This is a genomic window from Amycolatopsis rhabdoformis (assembly GCF_035918295.1).
GTDB lineage: Bacteria > Actinomycetota > Actinomycetes > Mycobacteriales > Pseudonocardiaceae > Amycolatopsis > Amycolatopsis rhabdoformis.
On the sequence record NZ_CP142149.1, the window covers coordinates 2,550,994 to 2,571,640 of the forward strand.

General features: G+C 72.4%; 20 protein-coding genes. 14 read left to right on the forward strand and 6 right to left on the reverse strand.

The window, feature by feature from the left end; all coding sequences use genetic code 11:
- The first annotated feature begins 86 nt into the window (after positions 1-86).
- Positions 87-1,724 carry an acyl-CoA synthetase gene (locus VSH64_RS11955; RefSeq protein ID WP_326835625.1) on the forward strand — a complete coding sequence of 546 codons (1,638 nt, stop codon included), beginning with the start codon at positions 87-89 and terminating at the stop codon, positions 1,722-1,724.
- Here the strand turns inward: VSH64_RS11955 and VSH64_RS11960 are convergent.
- Positions 1,691-2,200, reverse strand: coding sequence for a MarR family winged helix-turn-helix transcriptional regulator (locus VSH64_RS11960; RefSeq protein WP_326835626.1), 510 nt, complete (start codon positions 2,198-2,200; stop codon positions 1,691-1,693). The two genes, VSH64_RS11955 and VSH64_RS11960, sit on opposite strands and share 34 nt — an antisense overlap.
- Before the next feature lie 177 nt (positions 2,201-2,377).
- Between VSH64_RS11960 and VSH64_RS11965 the strand changes: the two genes are divergently transcribed.
- The 4 genes from VSH64_RS11965 (at position 2,378) to VSH64_RS11980 (ending at position 7,259) form a co-directional block, all read left to right on the forward strand.
- Positions 2,378-4,582 (forward strand): FUSC family protein, encoded by a 2,205-nt coding sequence (locus VSH64_RS11965; protein ID WP_326835627.1) that lies wholly within the window; start codon positions 2,378-2,380, stop codon positions 4,580-4,582.
- Between the two features lie 113 nt (positions 4,583-4,695).
- A complete protein-coding gene (locus VSH64_RS11970; RefSeq protein ID WP_326835628.1) occupies positions 4,696-4,890 on the forward strand; it encodes a hypothetical protein in 195 nt (64 codons plus the stop codon).
- A 34-nt stretch (positions 4,891-4,924) separates the two neighbouring features.
- Entirely contained in the window at positions 4,925-5,644 is a 720-nt protein-coding gene (locus VSH64_RS11975) for a GntR family transcriptional regulator (protein ID WP_326835629.1), read from the forward strand.
- Between the two features lie 385 nt (positions 5,645-6,029).
- On the forward strand, positions 6,030-7,259 hold the full coding sequence (locus tag VSH64_RS11980; protein WP_326835630.1) for an MFS transporter: 1,230 nt from the start codon (positions 6,030-6,032) through the stop codon (positions 7,257-7,259).
- Here VSH64_RS11980 and VSH64_RS11985 read toward each other — a convergent pair.
- The gene (locus VSH64_RS11985) at positions 7,150-8,238 is read right to left on the reverse strand and encodes a mandelate racemase/muconate lactonizing enzyme family protein (protein WP_326835631.1); all 1,089 of its coding nucleotides are present in this window, start codon (positions 8,236-8,238) and stop codon (positions 7,150-7,152) included. The two genes, VSH64_RS11980 and VSH64_RS11985, sit on opposite strands and share 110 nt — an antisense overlap.
- Before the next feature lie 117 nt (positions 8,239-8,355).
- On the opposite strand from VSH64_RS11985, the gene VSH64_RS11990 reads away from it, so the two are divergent.
- On the forward strand, positions 8,356-8,895 hold the full coding sequence (locus VSH64_RS11990) for a dihydrofolate reductase family protein (protein ID WP_326835632.1): 540 nt from the start codon (positions 8,356-8,358) through the stop codon (positions 8,893-8,895).
- Here the strand turns inward: VSH64_RS11990 and VSH64_RS11995 are convergent.
- The gene (locus tag VSH64_RS11995; RefSeq protein ID WP_326835633.1) at positions 8,878-9,546 is read right to left on the reverse strand and encodes a TetR/AcrR family transcriptional regulator; all 669 of its coding nucleotides are present in this window, start codon (positions 9,544-9,546) and stop codon (positions 8,878-8,880) included. The two genes, VSH64_RS11990 and VSH64_RS11995, sit on opposite strands and share 18 nt — an antisense overlap.
- A 101-nt stretch (positions 9,547-9,647) precedes the next feature.
- On the opposite strand from VSH64_RS11995, the gene VSH64_RS12000 reads away from it, so the two are divergent.
- The 3 genes from VSH64_RS12000 (at position 9,648) to VSH64_RS12010 (ending at position 12,901) form a co-directional block, all read left to right on the forward strand.
- On the forward strand, positions 9,648-10,478 hold the full coding sequence (locus tag VSH64_RS12000) for an SDR family NAD(P)-dependent oxidoreductase (RefSeq protein WP_326835634.1): 831 nt from the start codon (positions 9,648-9,650) through the stop codon (positions 10,476-10,478).
- Positions 10,479-10,538: 60 nt separating this feature from the next.
- Positions 10,539-11,585: an agmatinase gene (gene speB / locus VSH64_RS12005; RefSeq protein ID WP_326835635.1), complete on the forward strand. Its 1,047-nt coding sequence runs from the start codon at positions 10,539-10,541 to the stop codon at positions 11,583-11,585.
- Positions 11,586-11,725: 140 nt separating this feature from the next.
- Complete coding sequence (locus VSH64_RS12010) at positions 11,726-12,901, forward strand: cytochrome P450 (protein WP_326835636.1); 1,176 nt, start codon at positions 11,726-11,728, stop codon at positions 12,899-12,901.
- A gap of 2 nt (positions 12,902-12,903) precedes the next feature.
- Here the strand turns inward: VSH64_RS12010 and pip are convergent, their stop codons facing one another.
- The gene (pip, locus tag VSH64_RS12015) at positions 12,904-13,860 is read right to left on the reverse strand and encodes a prolyl aminopeptidase (protein ID WP_326835637.1); all 957 of its coding nucleotides are present in this window, start codon (positions 13,858-13,860) and stop codon (positions 12,904-12,906) included.
- 138 nt (positions 13,861-13,998) lie between these two features.
- Between pip and VSH64_RS12020 the strand changes: the two genes are divergently transcribed.
- Positions 13,999-14,463 (forward strand): GNAT family N-acetyltransferase, encoded by a 465-nt coding sequence (locus VSH64_RS12020; RefSeq protein WP_326835638.1) that lies wholly within the window; start codon positions 13,999-14,001, stop codon positions 14,461-14,463.
- Here the strand turns inward: VSH64_RS12020 and VSH64_RS12025 are convergent, their stop codons facing one another.
- Entirely contained in the window at positions 14,464-14,856 is a 393-nt protein-coding gene (locus tag VSH64_RS12025) for a hypothetical protein (protein WP_326835639.1), read from the reverse strand.
- Between the two features lie 254 nt (positions 14,857-15,110).
- On the opposite strand from VSH64_RS12025, the gene VSH64_RS12030 reads away from it, so the two are divergent.
- The 3 genes from VSH64_RS12030 to VSH64_RS12040 all read left to right on the forward strand — a co-directional run bounded on the left by VSH64_RS12030 (position 15,111) and on the right by VSH64_RS12040 (position 17,819).
- Complete coding sequence (locus VSH64_RS12030; RefSeq protein ID WP_326835640.1) at positions 15,111-15,530, forward strand: hypothetical protein; 420 nt, start codon at positions 15,111-15,113, stop codon at positions 15,528-15,530.
- Positions 15,531-16,101: 571 nt separating this feature from the next.
- On the forward strand, positions 16,102-16,815 hold the full coding sequence (locus VSH64_RS12035; protein WP_326835641.1) for a hypothetical protein: 714 nt from the start codon (positions 16,102-16,104) through the stop codon (positions 16,813-16,815).
- Positions 16,816-16,961: 146 nt separating this feature from the next.
- On the forward strand, positions 16,962-17,819 hold the full coding sequence (locus tag VSH64_RS12040; protein WP_326835642.1) for an SAM-dependent methyltransferase: 858 nt from the start codon (positions 16,962-16,964) through the stop codon (positions 17,817-17,819).
- Between the two features lie 61 nt (positions 17,820-17,880).
- On the opposite strand, the gene VSH64_RS12045 is transcribed toward VSH64_RS12040, so the two are convergent.
- Complete coding sequence (locus tag VSH64_RS12045; protein ID WP_326835643.1) at positions 17,881-18,789, reverse strand: LysR family transcriptional regulator; 909 nt, start codon at positions 18,787-18,789, stop codon at positions 17,881-17,883.
- 103 nt (positions 18,790-18,892) lie between these two features.
- Between VSH64_RS12045 and VSH64_RS12050 the strand changes: the two genes are divergently transcribed.
- The gene (locus VSH64_RS12050) at positions 18,893-20,626 is read left to right on the forward strand and encodes a pyruvate dehydrogenase (protein ID WP_326835644.1); all 1,734 of its coding nucleotides are present in this window, start codon (positions 18,893-18,895) and stop codon (positions 20,624-20,626) included.
- Positions 20,627-20,647: the final 21 nt, after the last annotated feature.

Sequence of the window (20,647 nt, forward strand, 5' to 3'; positions counted from 1 at the left end):
GTGCGCCGCGGGTGCCGCTCGGCCTGGCCGACGGCGGCCGCGCGCCAGGCTTGCGTCGCGCGCTGCGGTGGATGAAACTCCGGGCTATGCCGAGCCCGTTCAGCGCCGAAACCGGCGAAGCGATCCAGCACGCGCGTCAGCACTCCGTCGGGGATCTGCTCCGGCGCACGGCGGCGCGGTACCCGGCCAAGCTCGCGGTGGTCGACGGCTCGCGGCGGCTGACCTTCGCGGAGTTCGACGCGGCCGTGAACCGCTGTGCCCACCGGCTCGCCGAGCGCGGGCTCGCGAAAGGCGACCGGCTGGCGCTGCTGAGCCACAACAGCCTGCAGTACGCGGTGCTGGTGTTCGCGACGGCGCGCCTCGGCGTGGTGCTCGTGCCGGTGAACTTCATGCTCGGCGCCGGTGAGATCGCCTTCATCCTCGAGCACGCCGGGGTGTCCGGGCTGGTCGTGGAAGACGCACTGCTCGCCACTGGCAGCGAAGCGCTGGAGCGCGCCGGGCTCGGTGAGGTGGTGCGCGGCCGGATCGGCGGTACCGGCGACGGGGAAAACGGCGGCTGGGAAAGCGCCGATGCCTGGATCGACGGGCCCGGTGACGAGTCCGACCCCGGGGTGCCCGTCGCCGACGACGACCCGCTGCGGCTGATGTACACCTCCGGCACCGAATCGCGGCCGAAGGGCGTGCTGCTCTCGAGCCGTTCGCTGATCTCGCAGTACGTGTCGTGCGTGATCGACGGCGGGATGAGCGCCGACGACGTCGAGCTGCACTCGCTGCCGCTCTACCACTGCGCGCAGCTGGACTGCTTCTTCTCCGTGGACGTGTACCTCGGCGCGACCAGCGTGATCCTGCCCGGCCCGGACCCGGCCGCGCTGCTGGCCGCGGTCGAGCGCGAGCGCGCCACGAAGCTGTTCGCGCCGCCGACGGTGTGGATCTCGCTGCTGCGCCACCCCGCGTTCGACACCACCGACCTCTCCAGCCTGCGCAAGGGGTACTACGGCGCGTCGGCGATGCCGGTCGAGGTGCTGCGCGAGCTCGCCCGGCGCCTGCCGGGCGTCGAGTTCTGGAACTTCTACGGCCAGACCGAGATGGCGCCGCTCGCCACGATCCTGCGCCCGCACGAGCAGCTGCCGAAGGCGGGCTCGGCGGGCCGGGCCTCGCTCAACGTCGAGACCCGCATCGTCGACGAGGAGGGCCGGGAGCTGCCGCCCGGCGAGGTCGGCGAGATCGTGCACCGCAGCCCGCACGCCACGCTGGGCTACTACGAGGACGAGGAGAAGACCGCGGCGGCGTTCGCCGGCGGCTGGTTCCACTCCGGCGACCTCGGGGTGCTCGACGAGGAGGGGTACCTGTCCGTGGTCGACCGCAAGAAGGACATGATCAAGACCGGTGGCGAGAACGTGGCCAGCCGCGAGGTCGAAGAAGCCCTCTACCGTCTCGACGGCGTGGCCGAGGTCGCCGTGTTCGGGGTGGCGCACCCGCGCTGGATCGAGGCGGTGACCGCGGCGGTCGTGCCGCGCGAGGGCGTGGAGCTCACCGCCGAAGCCGTGCTCGCCCACGCCCGCGAGCACCTCGCGGGCTACAAATGCCCGAAATACGTGGTCTTCACCGACGCGTTGCCGAAGAACCCGAGCGGGAAGATCGTGAAGCGCGCGCTGCGCGACACGCACGCGGATCTGGCCGAGCAGGAGGCTCAGTCCGTGCGCTCTTCGGACGCCGTGAGGTAGCGCTGGGCCACGGCCTTGTTGTAGCGGCTCAGCAGCGAGCCGAAGGAGCGCAGTTCGTCCTCGCTCCAGTCGTCGAGCAGCTCGGCGGACGCGTTGCGCCGGCGCGCCTGCGTCGCGCGCATGCGGTGGCGGCCTTCCTCGGTGGGCGTGAGGATGCTGCGCCGCCGGTCGGCGGCCGAGGGCGTGCGCTCCACGAGTCCCTTGCCGAGCATCACCGAACCCTGCCTGCCGACGGTGGACGGGTCTAGCCCGAGTGCCCCGGCGAGCGTGCCGACGTCCGCCGAACCCAGCTCGTCCAACGTGCGCAGCAGCAGGTACTCCGCCTGGTCGAGTTCGGCGTAGGCGTCGGTGCGCCGCCGCAGCAGTTCGGAGTTGCGCACGAACACCGCGGTGGCCAGTTCGAGCACGTCGAGGGTGTCGCCGGATTCGGCGAGCCGATCCGCCAGCTCGCAGGCCGCGAAAGTCGGTTCGATCACTGGGTACTCCAAACCCCTGTATGACACCGGTATTTATCGGTATCATACCGGTGATCACTCCGAACGCACGGGAAGGCGGGTTTTGTGCTGCCCACGGCCAGGGAGATGCGTGACAGGGTCATCGGGACCGATCCGGGGCTCAACCGGTTGAGATCCGCCGGGTCCGCGACGATCGGCATGGCCAGCACCCTGGGCGTGGAGTACCTCGTGGCGAAGCTCACGGGTGCCGACGCGATGGGCACGCTCACCTCGATGCTGCTCGGCGCGGTCGTCGGGATGATGGGCTCGATGGCGCTGGGCGACGGCGGCCCGTGGGTGAAGACCCGCACCGCGGCGTTCTTCCCGGTGGCGCTCGGCACCGGCATGACGCTCGGCGTGCTGGTCGGCAACAACGGCGACCTGATGCTCGGCGTGTTCGTCGTGGTGATGTTCCTGTCGGTGTATGTCCGGAAGTTCGGTGGCCCGTTCTTCTTCTACGGCTTCATGGGCTGGATGGGCTACTTCTTCGCGGCGTTCCTGCACGCCACCTTCGCGACGCTGCCGGGCCTGCTGCTCGCCGTGGTCGTCGCCACCGTCTGGCTGCTGCTGCTCTTCCTCACGGTGCTGCGCACCAACACCACGAAAACGCTGCGCCGGGTGCTGCGCGCCTTCGACGCGCGCGGCCGTTCGGTCACCCGCGCGTGCGCCGATCTGCTGGCCAACCGCGACCCGGCGCAGGAGGCGCGGCTGCGGCGCCGGTTGCAACGGCGGCAGGCCCGGCTCGGGGACACGGCGCTGATGGTCGAGGGCTGGTCGGCGCAACCCGGCGCGGTGCCCCGCGGGCGCTCGGCGGCTTCGCTGCGGCGCCAGATGGTGGACGCGCACCACCTGCTCGACCAGCTCGCCACGGCCGCGGACTCGTTGCTGCGCAGTGGTTCGGGCCTCACCGTGCTGGCCGCGGAAGTGGCCGACCGCCTCGCGCGGCGCGACGACCGCGGCGCGAGCGAGGTCGCCTACCGGCTCGCGGGCCTGGCCGAGCAGGCCGGCGGGGCCACGGGCGCCTGGTGGCCCGCGCGGCACTTCGCCGCGGCCGCCCTCGAAGTGGTGGCGGTGTTCGACGCCGCGCCGAGGCCGGAGGAGATCGCCGAGGAACCGGTGGACGACTTCGAGCCGGCCGTCGGCCTCGCGTTCGGCAACCTGCCCGGCTCACCCGCCGCGGCCGGCGACGTGCCGGCCCGGCAGTCGAAGTGGAACCCCTTGGCGCGCCTGGACTTCATCACGCGCCAGGCCGTGCAGAGCGCGCTGGCGGGCGCGCTGGCGATCCTCATCGGCAAGGAGCTGTCCGACGCGCGCTACTACTGGGCGGTGCTGGCGGCGTTCTTCATGTTCACCGGCACGGCCACGCGCACCGAGACGTTCATCAAGGGCTTCAACCGGGTCCTCGGCACCTTGGTGGGGCTGCTCGCGTCCGTCGGGTTCGCCGAGCTCACCGCGGGCAACACGGCCGCGGTGCTGGTCACGATCTGCGGCGCCATGTTCTTCGGCTTCTACCTGATCCAGATCTCCTACGCCTACATGATCTTCTTCGTCACGATCATGGTCGGGCAGCTCTACAGCGTGCTCAACGAGTTCTCCGCGGGCCTGCTGGTGCTCCGGCTCGAGGAGACCGCGGCCGGTGCGGTGGCGGGGCTGCTCGTGGCGGTGCTGGTGATCCCGCTGTCCACCCGCGACACCGTGCGCAACGCGCGCAACAACCTGCTGGCCGCCCTCGGTGACATCCTCAAGGCCGCGGCCGACCGGCTGGAACACGGCAAGGCGGCCGATCCGCAGCCCGATTTCGACGCGCTCGCCCGCGCCTTGGACCACCGCCGGTACCAGCTCGCGCTCGTCGCGCGGCCCCTGACCCGGCCGATTCTCGGCGGCACGGACTCACCGCGGCTGCGCCACCGGCTTTCGCTGTATGCGGCGCTGGCCACGCACGGCCGCGCGCTGTCGGTGGCCGTGCGCTGGCCGGAAGGCGCGTGCAGCTCGCACCCGGAAGGCCCGGTCGCGGCCTGTACGGCGCTCGCGGCGGCGGTGGAGGAGCTGGCGCTGTCGCCGGTCGGCGAGCCGGCCACGGCCGTGCGCGGTCCGCTGGCGAGCGCGGACGTGGCGTTGTTCGCCTACACGCCGGCGGCGCCGGGGGACCGGGCGAAGGATCCGGTGCTGCGGGCGTTGAGCCACCTCTATCTGGTGCTGCGTGATCTCACGGCCACCGGGTCCGTCGAGCTGCGCCCGGCGCCGGCGCTCGCTTCGCCGGGACCGCGGCTGTACCGGCAGATCCGGGCCGGGCTGCCGCCGGTGCCCGGCGCTGGACAGGCGGCAGTGCCGGCGGTGCCCGCGGTGCCGACGCGGGAAAGCTGACGTCCGCGCACGAACCGTGCCCTTCGCGACCTTCCTCTCACAGCCGCTACGGCAGTCGCCGCGGCCGAGGCGCTATCACTGCGCTGCTGGGGATTTCCGGGAGGAGGGCTCCGATGGCCGACGAAGCGAGGTACACCGTCCAGTTGTGCCGGTGCGTGTGCTCGGTACTGGGACATCACCATTCGGTGTGCGACGAGCTCGCCGTGCCGGGCGCCACGGTCACGCTGGCGTCCGACACGGGCGTGCGCGCGGTGCCCGCGTGCCTCGGCTGCCACACCGCCGTGAACCGGAGGCTGGCGCGCCGCTGAGGCCGCGCGCCGCGGGCGGACTACGCTTTCGCGGGTGGCGCGACGGAAGAACCCTGCGGTCGAACTGCCCGCGCTGGCCCTGCCGCCGCGCACCATCCTGCGCGACAGCGTGTACGAGGCGCTCAAGGCGATGCTCATGGACCTCGACGTCGCGCCCGGCAGCCGCCTGTCGATCGACGGCATCGCGCGCCGCCTCGCCGTTTCGCCCACGCCGGTGCGCGAGGCCCTCACGAAACTCGAGTCCGACGGCCTCGTCGCGACCCGGCCCAACGCCGGTTACATCGTGGCGCCCGTGCTCGACGAGGCTCGGCTCGAGCACCTCTTCGACGTGCGCGACCTGCTGGAACCCGAGGCCGCCCGCCTCGCCGCGACCGGCGCGTCGAAGGCCCAGCTGGCCGACTTGCGGGCCGCCTGTGCGGCCATGTCCGCCCACCCCGCCGCCGACGACTACCACGCCTACCGCGACTTCGCCGTCCTCGACGCGCGCCTGCACCGCGTCCTCGCGGAGGCCTCCGGCAACCCCCTCATCGCCGACGCCCTCGCCCGTCTCCACGCCCACACCCACGGCTACCGCCTCTACTTCCGCGTCGGCATCGCCGCCACCACGACCCGTGAACACCAGGCCGTCGTCGACGCGGTCGCCGCCCACGACGGCCCCGCGGCGCAGGCGGCGATGCGGACGCACCTGGCGCGGTCGCGCGTGCGGTTGCGGGCGGCGTACGAAGCCGGGGCCGGTCAGTCCGAAGTGGACTGACCCGGTTCGCCGGTCTCGGCCGCGAATGCCGGTTGAGCTCAACTGCCCAGCGCGGACCGGGACGTAACAGCGGCGCGAACGTTCCGAGGACAGCGCCGGCGAGGGCCGGGTCTGCGCGAGACGGCGTTCCCGGTTGTTCCGGCTGATCCTCGCGGAACCTGCTACGGTCACCGGCAGTCGTTCGGGCCCGCCTCGGTCCGGGCACGGTTTCCCCCCCCCGGTGACGAGGGCGACGGCGCGGGCGCGGTGGTCCGGTCGTGGTCTGGACGTCCTCCGGTGAGCCACGGGCACCTCGCCGGCGACGGCGGCTCCGGGTGGCTCGCCCCGTCGGGTGGCGGTGAAGGACACCTCCATGCGGCCCGCGGGCACCGGTTGTCGAGCGTTGTTGCGCACTCCCGGAGCGGCGGCGTTTTTCGTGGCCGCGGCGCTCGGGCGGGTCGGGGTCGCGATGACCGGTCTCGGGCTCGTGTGGCTGCTGCACGCGCGCACCGGCGGCTACGCGACCGCGGGCCTCGCGGCCGGGGCGTTCGCGCTCGCCGAGGCGCTGGGCGGCCCGCAGGTGGCGCGGCTGATCGATCGGTTCGGCCAGACCCGCGTGCTGCCGCTGTGCCTGCTCGCCCACGGTGGCGCGATCGCCGGCGTGCTCGTGGCCACCACGGCCGCCGGGCAGATCGGCGCCGCCGCGGGCGCGGGTGCGGTGGTGCCGCAGCTCGGCGTGCTGGCGGGGGCGCGCTGGGCGCGGCTGTTGCGAGGCAGCCGCGCCGGCGAGCTGGCCACCGCGTTTTCGTTGGAGTCGCTGGCCAACGCCGGCGCGTTCCTGCTCGGGCCGGTCCTGGTCACCTCGCTCGGTGCGGCCGGTGCCACGACACCGGCCACGGCGCTCGCCGCGACTCTTGTCCTCGGCGGTGGGGCGGCGCTCGCCGTCCAGCGCCGGACGGCACCGCCGGCCCACCGCGCAAGCGTCCACAAAGGACGGTTTCGCCCCGACTTCCGGCTCGCCGCCGCGAACCTGGCCCTCGGCGGGTACTTCGGCACGCTTCCGGTCGCGGTGGCCTCCTTCGCCGCCGCGCACGCCACCCCGGCCGCGCCGATCGTCGCCGCCGGGAGTGTCAGCGGGCTGCTTTCCGGCTGGGCCTACGGTCTGCGCCGGCCCGCCGCGCCGCCGACGCGTCAGCTGGTCAGGGCCACCGGGTGCCTCGCCGGTGCCGCGCTGCTGCTGCCGTTCGCGCCGTCCGCGTGCTGGCTCGCCGCGGCTCTCGTGGTCACCGAGGCCGCGATCCCGCCCACGCTCGTGCTGCTCAACGTCCTCACCGAACAGTCGGCGGACCCACGGCACCTCACGCAGGCGTTCACCTGGAACAACTCCACCAGCGCCGCCGGCTCGGCGACGGCGGCGTGGCTCGCCGGCCGAACCGCGGACGCGGCGGGTGCCTCGGCCGCGCTGGCCCTCGCCCCCGCGGCCGGGCTCGCGCTGCTGGTGCTCGCGGGCCGGCTGAACCGGACGGCTAGGCCACGCGCCGGTCGTCCATCGCGTCGCGGTTCCACGGGATGCCGAGGCCGGGCGCGTCCGGGGCGACGGCGTGCCCGTCCGCCACGGTCATCTCGGCGGTGGTGATCGCGCGCAGTTGCGGGATGTGCTCCACGTAGCGGCCGTTGGGGATCGCGGCCGTGAGGCTCACGTGCAGTTCCATCAGGAAGTGCGGGCAGACCTGCACGTCGAACGCCTCCGCGAGGTGCGCCACCTTCAGCCACGGCGTGATCCCGCCGACCCGGGCGACGTCCACCTGCACGACCGAGGCCGCCTCGCGGTGGAGGTAGTCGCGGAACTGGGCAGGCGAGTACAGCGATTCGCCCACGGCCACGGGAATCGGCGTGGCCGCGGCGAGCCGGGCGTGGCCGGAGACGTCGTCGGCGGGCAGCGGCTCCTCGAACCAGAACAGGTCCAGCGGCTCGAACGCCCGGGCCCGCCGGATCGCCTCGGCGGCGGTGAGCGACTGGTTGGCGTCCACCATCAGGTCGAACCGCGGCCCGACGGCCTCGCGCACGGCGGTGAGCCGTTCGAGGTCCTCGTGCGCCGTGGGTTTGCCGACCTTCACCTTCACCCCGCCCCAGCCCGCGGCCGCCGAACTGCGGGCGCCCGCGACGAGCTCGTCGGTGCTCAGGTGCAGCCAGCCGCCTTCCGTGTCGTAGAGCGGCACACGCGGGGCGAACCCGCCGGCCACGCGCCACAGCGGCTCGTCCGCGCGCCGGCACTTGAGGTCCCACAGCGCGGTGTCGACGGCCGCGAGTGCCAGCGAGGTGATCGCGCCGACGGTGGTGGCGCGCGTCGAGGCGAACAGGTCGTGCCAGACGGCCTCGATCCGCCGTGAGTCCTGGCCGGCGAGCCGGGGCAGGAGGTGGTCGCGCAGCAGCGCGAGCACGGCCGTGCCGCCGGTGCCGATGGTGTAGGAGTAGCCGAGCCCGGTGCCGCCGTCGGCGGTGGTCAGCTCGACGAACACCGTCTCCTGCTTGAGGAACGCCTGCACGGCGTCGGTGCGCGGCTGCTCCACCGCGAGATCGACGAGAAACGCCTCGGCCTTCACGACCACCGTCACCCGGTCCTCCTCGCGCCACTTGCTAGGTCCGCGATCCTATAGGAAAGTGCACCGATGAGTTTCCGGGCCCGCGCCGGTCGACACCGGGGACAACGGAAGCTCTTTCGGAGGTGCACCATGGCCAAGCTGCTGTACTCGGCGGCGATGTCGCTCGACGGGTTCATCGCAGGCCCGGGCGGCGACATGCAGTGGGTGGCGGAGTTCTTCGGCCCGAACCCCGAGATCGACCGGCTCGTGCCCGAGATCGGCGCGCTGCTCGTCGGCCGGCGCACCTACGGCGGTGACGATCCCTACCGCGGCACGGAAGCCGAAGGCAAGGCTTTCGGCGGGGCCTGGGAAGGTCCGCAGTTCGTGCTCACGCACCGGCCGGCTGCGCCGAAGCCCGGCGTGACCTTCGTCGACGACCTGCACCGCGGCGTCGAAGCGGCGAAGGCGGCCGCGGGGGAGAAGTACGTGAACGTGCTCGGCGCCACCGTCGCTCGGGCGTGCGTCGACGCCGGCCTGCTCGACGAGGTCCTCGTGTCAGTGCTGCCGGTGCTGCTCGGCGAAGGCGTGCGGTTGTTCGACCGCCCCGGCGGGCCGGCCGTGCGGCTCGAACGGAAGTCCGCGACCGAAGCGCCGCTCGCCACGAACCTGTGGTTACGCGTCGTCCGCTGACGCGAGCAGCCCCACCAGTACGGCCTCGGTCAGCAGCCGCAGCCGCGGCGTGAAGTCCACGACGGCGTGGCCCAGCCGCGGGTCTTCGCGGTAGAGCTGCGCGAGCGTGTCGGGCGGGTGCGAAGCCTGCCAGAGCGTGGCGCCCAGCGACGTCACGGTGGCCACGACGTTGCGCCCGCTCACCGAGTCGAGGCCCGGCAGTACCCGCGCCAGCAGCGCGGCGATGTCCTCGACCGCGTCCAGCGCCGAGAGCTTGAACGCCCGCACCGATTCGAGCGACACGTGCCGCTCGAGCGTCATGGGCGCGTGGGCGAGCAGGTCGCAGAACAGCGGCCGCTCGTGCAATGACTGCGCGAGTGTGCCCGCGACCTCGGCGGTCGAGGCGCCGGTGGCCCCGTCCAGTGCCGTGTGCAGCGCGGCCGCCCAGTCGCGCCAGCCCGCGGCGGTGAGGTGCAGGTAGATCTCCTCGCGCGTCTCGAAGTACCGCAGCAGCGCGGACTTGTGCACGCCGACCTCGCCGGCGATGTCCCCGAGGGTCACCGACCGCACGCCGTCGCGGGTCGCGAGCAGGCGCGCCGCGGCGAGGATCGCCTCGCGGCGCTGCTCCTTGTGCTCGGGCCGCCGGGCCCGCTGGAAGTCGGAAGTGACCACTCGCACAGCTTACCGCAACGCTGTTGTGTTGTTAAGAGAACGACGTTGCGCTAACTTGAGGGAGCGGGGATCGACCCCGCGAAGGCGAGAGGGAACGAACGATGAGCAAGGTTTGGCTGGTCACGGGCAGCTCACGCGGACTCGGCCGGGCGGTGGTGGAAGAAGTCCTCGCCGCCGGCCACGACGTGGTGGCGACCGCGCGCACCGTCGAAGCGCTCAAGGACCTCGACGAGCGGTACGGCGAGCACCTGCTGCGGTTCCCGCTCGACGTGACCGACCCGGCGCGGGCCGAGGCGGCCGTCGCGGCGGCGGTGGAGCGGTTCGGGCGGCTCGACGTGGTGGTGAACAACGCGGGATACGCGAACCTGGCGCCGATCGAGGAGGTCGACCTGGCCGATTTCCGCGCGCAGGTGGAGGCGGTGTTCTTCGGCACGGTGCACGTGACGAAGGCGGCGCTGCCGGTGTTCCTCGCGCAGCACTCGGGTCACTTCATCCAGGTGACCTCGATCGGCGGCCGCGGCACGGCGCCAGGCATTTCCGCCTACCAGAGCGCGAAGTTCGCGACGGAGGGCTTCTCGGGGGTGCTCAACGACGAGGTTTCGGGCCTCGGGATCAAGGTGACGATGGCCGAGCCCGGGCTGATGCGCACGGACTGGTCCGGACCGTCGATGGTGGTGCACCCGTACAAGCCCGAGTACGAGCCCACCCTGGGCCCGCTGCTGGAGCACCTGCGCAGCCATCGCGGCATCGAGCCGATCGACCCGGCCGCCGTCGCGCGCGTGTTCCTCCAGGTCGTCGAGCTCGACGAACCGCCGCTGCACCTGCCGCTGGGCAGCGACGGCGTGGAGATCGTGAAGGCCGGCATGACGAAGCAGCTGGCCGAGGACGCGCGCTGGGCCGAGCTCGGCCGCTCGGTCGACTTCGCGAGCTGATCCGCAAACCGGCCGAATCCGGGGCACGGCGGCGGTAGGTTGGCGCCTCAGGAGGACGCCATGGCTCGGTACGGCACGCAGTTCGGTCCGGACATCACCTTTCTCGGAGTGGCGCGCTGCGACTGGGCCGACCCCGCCACCTTCCCGCGGGCCGACGTGGTGATCCTCGGCGCGCCGTTCGACGGCGGCACCTCGCACCGGGCGGGCACCCGGTTCGGCCCGCAGTACATCCGCCAGAGCTGCTACCTGCCCGCCGACGGTTCGCGGCCGTCGCTCGCCCTGCGCGTGGACGCGTTGCGGGACCTGCGGGTGTTCGACGCCGGCGACGTCGAGATGTACTCGGGTGACGCCGAGCGGTCCGTGCGCTCGCTGCAGGAAGCCGTGCACGCGATCACCGCGACGGGCGCGATTCCGCTGGTGCTGGGCGGGGACCACACGATCGCGTGGCCGGACGCGGCCGGGGTGGCGCAGCACCTCGGCCAGGGCCGCGTGTCGATGCTGCACTTCGACGCGCACGCCGACACCGGCGACATCGCGTTCGGTTCGCTCGTGGGCCACGGTCAGCCGATGCGCCGGCTGATCGAATCCGGGGCCGTGCGCGGCGACCGGTTCCTGCAGCTCGGCCTGCGGGGTTACTGGCCCGGCCCGGACACGCTCGACTGGATGGCCGCGCAGGGCATGCGTTCCTACGAGATGACCGAGATCGTGACGCGCGGCCTCGGCGACTGCCTCACCGAGGCGTTCGCGATCGCCACCGACGAGTGCGACGGCGTGTTCCTCTCGGTCGACATCGACGTGTGCGACCCCGGCCACGCACCGGGCACCGGCACTCCCGAGCCGGGCGGGCTCACGGCCCGGGAGCTGCTCGATTCCGTGCGCCGCATCGCCTACGAGCTGCCGGTGGTGGGCGTGGACGTGGTCGAGGTGTCGCCGCCGTACGACCACGCCGAGATCACGTCGTCCCTCGCGAACCGCGTGGTGCTGGAAGCGTTGTCGGGCATCGCGCGCCGGCGCCGCGACCACGCCGACGGCACGGTGTGGGACCCGGCGCGGCCACTGCTCGCGGATCGGCCGGACCGGCGTGACCGGCCCGGCCGATCCGGCTGAACCGGCGGAGTTCGCCCGGGTGGTGACCGCGCCGGCGACCGCGGTGACCCGAACGCGTGCCGGTTTCCGCCCGTGCGGCCGATGCCCCGGGTCCCCACGCACCCCTACGGTGGTGAGTCCTCGGGGCGCAGGGAGGGCACGTGGCCAAATCGGTCGAGCAGATCCTGGCGAACGTCGACCTGTACGCGGACGACCAACGGGAGAACCTGCTCGCGGCCGCCGCGGCCGCCCGCACCGGGTGTCCCGTGCCGCACACCGAAGCCGACGGCGGTTACCACCTGCTCACACGCTACGACGACGTGCGCGCCGTCTGCGGTGCACCGGAGCTGTTCAGCTCGGCGCAGCCCGCGATCCGCGGCGTGCCGGTGCGCGTGATCCCGATCGACGCCGACCCACCCGAACACCGCGAATACCGGCGGATCCTCAACCCGTTCTTCACCCGCGCCGCGCTCGCCCGGCACGAGCCGCAGCTGCGGGAGCTCGCCCGTACCACCGTCGAGTCCTTTGTGGACCGCGGCGCGTGTGACGTGGTGGCCGACTTCGCCATCCCGTTCAGCGCGGGCTCGCTCGCGCGGATCGTGTTCGCGACGGACAACCGCGACCTGGTCGACCGCGGCGTGGCGGCGGCGAAGGACGCGGCGGTGACCAGCAGTCCCGAGGCGTTCCAGACGCTCGCGGGTCTGGCGATGGAAGCGCTGGCCGAAGCCGAGGCGAATTCGGACGACGGCGCGGACACCGTGCTGCGCGCGCTGGTGACCGCCACGATCGACGGCCGCCCGCTCACGCTCGAGGAACGTCTCGGCATCGTGACCACGCTCTTCCTTGGCGGCCTCGACACCACCCGCGGGGTGATCGCGAACATCGCCTACCACCTCGCCACGCGCGAGGACGTCGAGCCGATCCTGCGCAAGCCCGGAGGCTGGCACCGGGAGCTGGAAGAGTTCCTGCGCCTCGAAACCACGGTGGCGTTCATGGCGCGCACGGCCACGCAGGACACCGAGATCGGCGACACTCCGGTGAAAGCGGGGGAGCGCGTGGCCGTGTTCTTCGCCGCCGCCAACCGGGATCCGGAGCGGTTCGAGCGGCCCGACGAGCTGGTGTTCGACCGGCCGGCCGTGCCCCACGTGTCGTTCGGCTTCGGCATCCACCGCTGCCTGGGGCTGCATTTCGCGCGCATCCAGCTGGCCGTGGCGTTCGAGGAGCTGCTGGCCCGCACCACTCGTTTCCGGCTCGCCGACGGCGCCGAGATCCGGCGCCAGGTCGGGCTGAGCCTCGGCAGCCCGTACCGGCTCGACGTGACGTTCGACCGCGTCTGAGCTCAGGCCGGGGTGAAGCGGCTGATCGCACGGTGCACGGCTTCGGCCATTGCCGGGCTGCCGGTGTGGCCCGAGTCGTCGATCACCACGAGCTCGGCCGACGGCCAGGCCCGCACGAGGTTCCAGGCCGCGCGCAGCGGCACGCTCAGATCGAGCCGGCCCTGGATGAACACGGCGGGGATGCCGTGCAGGCGGTGCACGGCGTCCAGGATCTCGCTCTCGCCGAGCCAGGCGTGGTGCCCGTAGTAGTGGGCGCACATGCGGGCGAGCGTGATGAGGTCGCGCTCGGACCCGGCGCTGTACTGCCCGGGCGAACCCTTCGTTTCGTGCGCGATCACGGCGTCTTCCCAGGCACACCAGTCGTGCGCGGCCTTCAGCTGCACCGCTCGGTCGGGTGAGCCGAGCAGGCGGGAGTACGCGGACAGCAGGTCGCCGTCGCGCTCGGCCTCGGGCACGCCGGCGCGGAACGCCTCCCACTCCCGCGGCAGCAGCCGGCCGACGCCGCGGTAGAGCCAGTCCACCTCGTCCGGCGTGCTGGTGAACGCGGCGATGAGGACGATCTCCGAGACCCGTTCGGGGTGGCGCTCGGCGTAGGCGAGCATCAGCGTCGGGCCCCAGGAACCGCCGTACAGCATCCACTTCTCCACGCCGAGGTGCTCGCGCAGGCGCTCCAGGTCGGCGATCAGGTGGTGCGTCGTGTTGTGCTCCAGGCTCACCGCCGGGTCGGCGATGTTCGGTTCGCTCTCGCCGCAGCCGCGCTGATCGAACTGGATGATGCGGAACTTCTCCGGATCGAACCCCTTGCGGCTGTTGCGGCTGCCGCCCCCACCCGGCCCGCCGTGCACGCACACCACCGGTTTGCCGTCGGGGTTCCCACTGGTCTCCCAGTGGATCCGGTTGCCGTCGCCGACGTCGAGCAGGCCGCGGTCGTAGGGTGCGATGAGCGGGAACGGGGCCATGACGGGATCCTCCGGGAAGTCGGCAGCCCGGGAAGACTAGTGATCGCCGGGCCGGGCGGCACCTCGTTTTCCGCGGCGGGTCGTGGCACCGCGCATTCGATATTTACAGGATTAATCGACGTGGTTACCGTTTTGTCGATGGATCACTCCATCACCGCGGTTTCCGCGGACTCGGTTCCCGGCTTCGTTTCCTCGGTGGCGGCGTTGTTCCGTGAGGACGGCGGCCACCACGACGCGCACATGGACCTCACCTGGCCCGAGCGCGAAGGACCGGCCTACTACGCCGGCCTGCTGGCCGACGAGAACGCGCTTTGCCTGGTGGCGCAGGGAGATGCGGGCGTGATCGGGCATCTCGTCGGCCGGCTGCGGCGGTCCGACCCGCTGCGTCCGGGCGTGGTCACCGCGGTCCTCGAAAGCATGCGAGTCACTGCCGGTGTGCGCCGCACCGGTGTCGGCACCGCGCTCGTCGGCCGATTCACCGAGTGGGCAGAACTCCGAGGCGCCGATTCCTTCGAGGTCACCGCGTATTGCGCCAACGAACCGGCCCGCGCGTTCTACCGCCGGCACGGCTTCCGCGACTTCGAGGTCACCCTCAGACGCTGATCAACCAGTCGTGATGTCGAGCACGGCCTTGCCTTCCAGGACGGCGGTCACCCGGACGGTCACCATGTGCCCGGCGTAGCCGAACGAGCCCGAGCCGCCGACGCCCAGCACCATCTCGCTGAGTTCCTGCAGCACGCGGACTCCGGAGGTGGTGACCGAGGCGGTGAAGGTGAGGCCGCTCGCGGTGATGTCGGCCTGGCCGGTCACGAGGACCTGGCACTTGCCGGCCGCGCAGGCGCCGTAGTCGGTGCCGTTGGCGGCGGGCGGCAGGGTCGGCGGAGGGGAGCCGAGGGGCCGGCATTGCGGTGCGACGTCGTAGGAATGGGCCAGCACCGGCGTGGCTCCGGCGACGGACGGCAGGTCCGGCGTGGGCATCGCGAGGGACGCGAGCACGCCGATCACCTGCTGCGCCTGCGGTTTCAGCTGATCGACGGACTGGGGCAGGCACGCCGGGGTCGGACTGCGGCAGTTTCGGCGCCACCGCGCGCAGTGCGGCCAGCAGGCTGTCGTGGTACTTGTCGGCGGCGGCGATGCCGGTCGGTGCGGTCTGGACCAGCGTCTCGACGAGCGTGGAGACGCTGCGGCCGGCCGAGGACAGGAAGCTGCCGAGGTCGTAGCCGCTGAAGCGGGCGTAGCGCGGGTCGGTGATGATCAGGTCGTCGAGCTTGCTCGCCTTCAGCTCCGCGGCCGAGGTGGCGGCGCCGCACACCGTGTCCGCCCAGGCCACGAGCGGGCGCGTGGGCGCGGCGGCGTCGACCGGCCCGAACTGTTGCACCGGCGCGCAAGCGGGCGCCACGTCGAACGACGCGTTGAGCTTCGCGTCGCCGCGCACCGCCTTCGTGAGGTCCGCCGCGGTGGGCTTGAGCTTCTCGGTGGCCGCGGCGAAGTCGCGCGCCTGCGCGATCGTCGGCACCGCCCGCGGGTCGGCGGGCGCCTGCTTCGTCAGCGTGTCGAGCGATTGCGCCAGCTGCGTCACGTACGCGTCGGCGGCCTTGATCCCGGACGGCGGCACGGACTTCAGCCCGCCGGAGGCCCGTGAGAGCCGGCCCGTCGCCTGGTCGAAGTAGGACGTGATCGAGGAGCTCAGGAAATCGGCCTGCGCCGGGTCGGCGGCCGTGGCGTTGAGCTCCTTGATCCCGGCCCCGAGGCCCGCGAGACCCTGCGCGCTCGTGCACACGGCCTGCGACGACGCCACGAGCGCACGGTCGGCCGCGGGCACCGGCGGCAGCGGCGCGGGCAGCGCGTGCCCGCCCGTGGTGCACCCGGCCGCGACCAGCCCGAACGCACCCAGCGCGACAGCCGAACGAACCCGCATCAAGCCTCCTCTTTCCCGGTGCGCGGAGGCTAGCGGCGGGCCGCCGGGAGGGGTCCCGCCGGACAACGGCGGCCGGCACGCAACGGAAACCCGGGCTCGCGCACCTGGCTGATCCGCGCCGTCGGCACCTCGGGTTCCGGCCGTGGTCGAGCAGGTCGGCCCGGCCGATCGGGACGCCCCGCCGGGAAAGCAGCCGCAGCCCGTGAACTGTCGTCACGCTGGGTGTGCAAGTGGGGGCGGGTTTACCCGATCGGGCGGAACTTCATAAGATCTTGCCGCCGGTCGAGCCGCGGGCCCGCGGCCGCGGCGGGGTGGAGGTCCGGATGGCAGACACGGAGCCCGGCGAAGGTCGCGGCGAGCTCGACTCGGTCGCGAAGCTGGTGAGCCTGTCGGAGACGGCTCCGATGCCGCGCATCGACGGCGAACGGCCGCCGCTCGTGACCCGGCCGAAGCCCGAGGCCGATCCGAGCGGCCTGTACCCGGAACCCGCCACCGCACCGCACATCCCGCCCGGCGGACCGGCCACGAAACCCCAGTCGATCGTCGGCGAGCTGCCGATCGGGCTCGACGCGATGTTCGCGGCCGCCGCGCCCGAGCACGAAACCGAGCGCACGCAGACCGCACCGCCGAGCGCCGGCGGCCGGCGCACCACGCGGTATGCGGTGCTCGCCGGCGCGGTGGTCGTGGTGCTGGCCGGGCTGGGCACGTGGGCGCTGTGGCCCGCCCCGGAGAGCGGCTCGGCCGGGAAACCCGCGGAAGTCCCGGTCGCGCCGTCGAAGCCGACGTCCGCGCCGCCCGCGGTCACCACCATGACGGCCAGCCCGACCCCGCCCACCGCCACCGGCCAGGTGGACCACACCACCGTGCACACCACCGAGGGCCAGGAGCCGTCGAAACGGCCGTCGAACGAGCACTCGAGCGCGGCTCAGCACCCGTCGTCGCAGTCGGCGCCGAACGCGTGGAGCTCGGCCGTGAGCTCGTACCTGCAGGACTGGAGCAGCCGCCACCAGCAGCCGCCGGGCCGCCACCACGGCTGAGGCGCGCGACGCCGCACCGAAGGCGCAGGTGGCCCCCGTGTGCGCTGCAACTTGCAGCTGAACGGGCGACCTGACGTAACCGGAGAGGGTCAAGGTACTACTCTCAGTGGGTCAAAGCCGCCCCCGAGCCGCCTTGCGAGGTACCGATGTCCAGCGCTCCGCCGTCCACGCTGTCGCCCAGCCAGGTTCCCGTGGGGGTCGACCCGAACCGGCCGAGCATCGCGCGGATCTACGACGGTTTCCTCGGCGGCAACCACTACTACGAAGTCGACCGCGCGGTCATGGAGAAGATCAGCACGGCCGTGCCCGAGGCCGTGCACATCGCGCGCGGCAACCGCGGCTTCCACAACCGCGCGCTGCGGATGCTCGCCAACCAGACCGGCATCCGCCAGTTCCTCGACTGCGGCTCCGGCCTGCCGACCGCCGAGAACACCCACCAGATCGTGCAGCGCGCCCACCGCGACGCGCACGTGGTCTACGTCGACAACGACCCGGTCGTGCTCGCCCACGGCCGCGCGCTGCTGGCCGAAAACGACTACACCCACATGGTCGACGCCGACATCTTCCAGCCGCAGAACGTGCTCGAGAACGACACCGTGCGCGAGTACATCGACTTCTCGCAGCCGCTCGGCCTCCTGCACATCGGCACCATCCACCACTTCGAGGGCGACGGCGCCATCGACGTGATGCGCCAGTACATCGACGCGCTGGCCCCCGGTTCGTTCGTGGCCCTGGCGCACTTCTACGATCCCGAGGTGCCGGAGCTCACCGCCGTGGCGAAGCGGATCGAGGAGATCCTCGTGTCCGGCCCGCTCGGCGCCGGCCGCTTCCGCACGCGCGCCGAGATCGAAAGCATGCTGCCGGGCCTGGAACTGCTGCCGCCCAACGCGACCAGCGGCCCGGGCATGGCGGTGTGCGACGAGTGGTGGCCGGACGGCCCGCGGCTCACCCCGCTCAGCGACTCGGCCAAGTGCGTGGCCGGTGTGGTCGGCCGCAAGCCCTGACCCGCGCTCCCGAGAAATCCCCGGTCCGCTGACCGGGGATTTTTCTTTGCCCCCAACGCTTCTATCCCGGCAACGCGCGGGGCGCCGTAGCCAGTACATGCTCCCGGAACCGCGCGCTCGCCGGCGGCAGCACCCGGCCCGAGAGCTGCGCGAGGCCGATGTCCCGGGCCGCCGGCACGTCCGTGACCCGCAGGTGCGGTGTCGTCGGAGTGGTGGGCGCGGGCGGGAACGTCGCGGTGTGGGGGAGTGGCAGCAGCGCTACGCCGAGGCCCGCCGTGACCAGCCCGCGCAGCGTTTCCACCTCCTCGCCCTCGAACCCCACGCGCGGGCTGAAGCCGGCCCGCGCGCACAACTGCTCGGTGGTCTCGCGCAACGCGTAACCGCGGCGCAGCAGGATGAACGACTCCTCGGCGACGTCGGCGAGCCGCGCCTGCTTCCGCCGCGCCAGGCGGTGTTTCGGCGGTACGGCCAGCAGCAGCGGCTCTTCGAGCAGCCGCACCCACTCGATCAGCGGGTCACCCGGATCACCGCTGGTGAGCACGAGGTCGGCCGTGCCGTCGAGCAGTTCGCGCGCCAGGCCTTCCTCACCGTGCTGGCGAAGCTCGAACCGCGCCCGCGGGTGGTCGGCGCGATAACTGCTCACGACGGGCGGCACGAGCCAGGTGCCGAATGTGTGCAGGAACGCCAGCGGGATCACGCCCGACTCCGGGTCGACCGCTTCCGCCACCGCGCGCAGCCCCTCGTCGTAGCGCTCGAGGATCGCGGCCACGTGGCCCGCGAACGCGTGGCCGGCCGGCGTGAGCCGCAGCGCGCGCCCCGACCGCTGGAACAACGCGGCGCCAGCCTCGCGCTCGATCCGGTGCAGCGCCCGGGAAAGCGCGGGCTGGGTGAGCCGGGCGCGGGCGGCGGTGTCGGTGACCGTGGCCCCGCGCGCCACCTCCTGGAAGAGCCGCAGCACGTGCAGGTCCATGCCATCCATTCTGCCACGGCATGGAATCGAGGAAAAAGAGGCATTGGACGCATACGCGCTGGCAGCACATGCTGGAGGCAGGTTTCCAGAGAGGACGTGGCCCATGACCACAGTGGCCGAACAGCTCGTGCGGACCCTGCGCGAAGCCGGGGTGGAACGGATCTACGGCATCGTCGGCGACAGCCTCAACCCGATCGTCGACGCGGTGCGCCGCACCGACGGCATCGAGTGGGTCCATGTGCGCCACGAGGAAGCGGCGGCGTTCGCGGCCGCGGCCGAAGCGCAGGTGACCGGCAAGCTCGCCGTGTGCGCGGGCAGTTGCGGCCCGGGCAACCTGCACCTGATCAACGGTCTTTTCGACGCGCACCGCAGCGGTGCGCCGGTGCTGGCGATCGCGTCGCACATCCCGTCGGCGCAGATCGGCACGGGCTTCTTCCAGGAGACGCACCCGGAGCAGCTGTTCACCGAGTGCAGCTTCTACAGCGAACTGGTGTCGCATCCCGAGCAGATGCCGCGGATGCTGCGCATCGCGATGCAGACCGCCGTCGGCAAGGGCGGCGTGTCGGTGCTGACCATCCCGGGGGACATCGCCGACCGCAAGGCGCCGCAGCCCAAGGCGGAGAAGGTTCAGCTCGTCAAGCCTTCGCCCGTGGTGCCGCCGGCCGAGACGATCGAGGAGCTGGCGCGCCTGCTCAACTCCGGCCAGAAGGTCATGCTCTTCGCCGGCGCGGGCACCCGCGGCGCGCACGACGAGGTGCTGGCCCTGGCCGAGCGGCTCAACGCCCCGGTCGGCCACTCGCTCGGCGGCAAGGAGTGGATCCAGTACGACAACCCGTACGACGTCGGCATGAGCGGGCTGCTCGGCTACGGCGCCTGCTACGACGCGATGCACGCCGCCGACCGGATCGTGTTGCTGGGCACGGATTTCCCGTACGACAACTTCCTCCCGCAGGCGAACACGATCCAGGTCGACACCGACGTCGCGCGCCTCGGCCGCCGCACCGCGCTGGATCTGGCGATCCACGGCGACGTGAAGGAGACCATCAAGGCGGTGCTGCCGCTGCTGCGGATGCGGACCGATCGCACCTACCTCGACCGCATGCTGCGCGACCACGTGCGCAAGCTGGAGAAGGTGGTGTCGGCCTACACCACGAAGATCGAGCACCGCCGGCCCATCCACCCGGAGTTCGCCGCGGCGATCCTCGACGACGTGGCCGACGACGACGCGGTGTTCACCGTGGACACCGGCATGGGCAACGTGTGGGCCGCCCGCTACCTCACGCCCAACGGCCGCCGCCGGGTGCTCGGCTCGTTCCGCCACGGCAGCATGGCCAACGCGCTGCCGCACGCCATCGGCGCGCAGTTCGCCCAGCCCGGCCGCCAGGTCGTGTCGCTCTCCGGCGACGGCGGGCTTTCGATGCTGATGGGCGACCTGCTCACGCTGTCGGCCTACGACCTGCCGGTGAAGGTCGTGGTGTTCAACAACGCGACCCTCGGCATGGTGAAGCTCGAGATGCTCGTGGACGGCCTGCCCGACTTCGGCACGGACCAGGTACCCGTGAACTTCGCCGCGATCGCGCAGGCCTGCGGCATCCACGCGACCCGTGTCGAAGACCCGCGTGATGTCCGCGAGGCGCTGGCGAAGGCGTTCGTCCACCCGGGACCGGCCGTGGTCGAGCTCGTGACGGACCCCAACGCCCTGTCGATCCCACCGCACATCACCGGCGCGCAGGTGCGCGGCTTCGCGCTCGGGGCGAGCAAGACGGTGCTCAACGGCGGCGTCGGCAAGATGATCGAGCTCGCGCGCACCAACCTGCGCAACGCGCCCGGGTTCTGAGGGACCCGTAGGGTGGCTCCC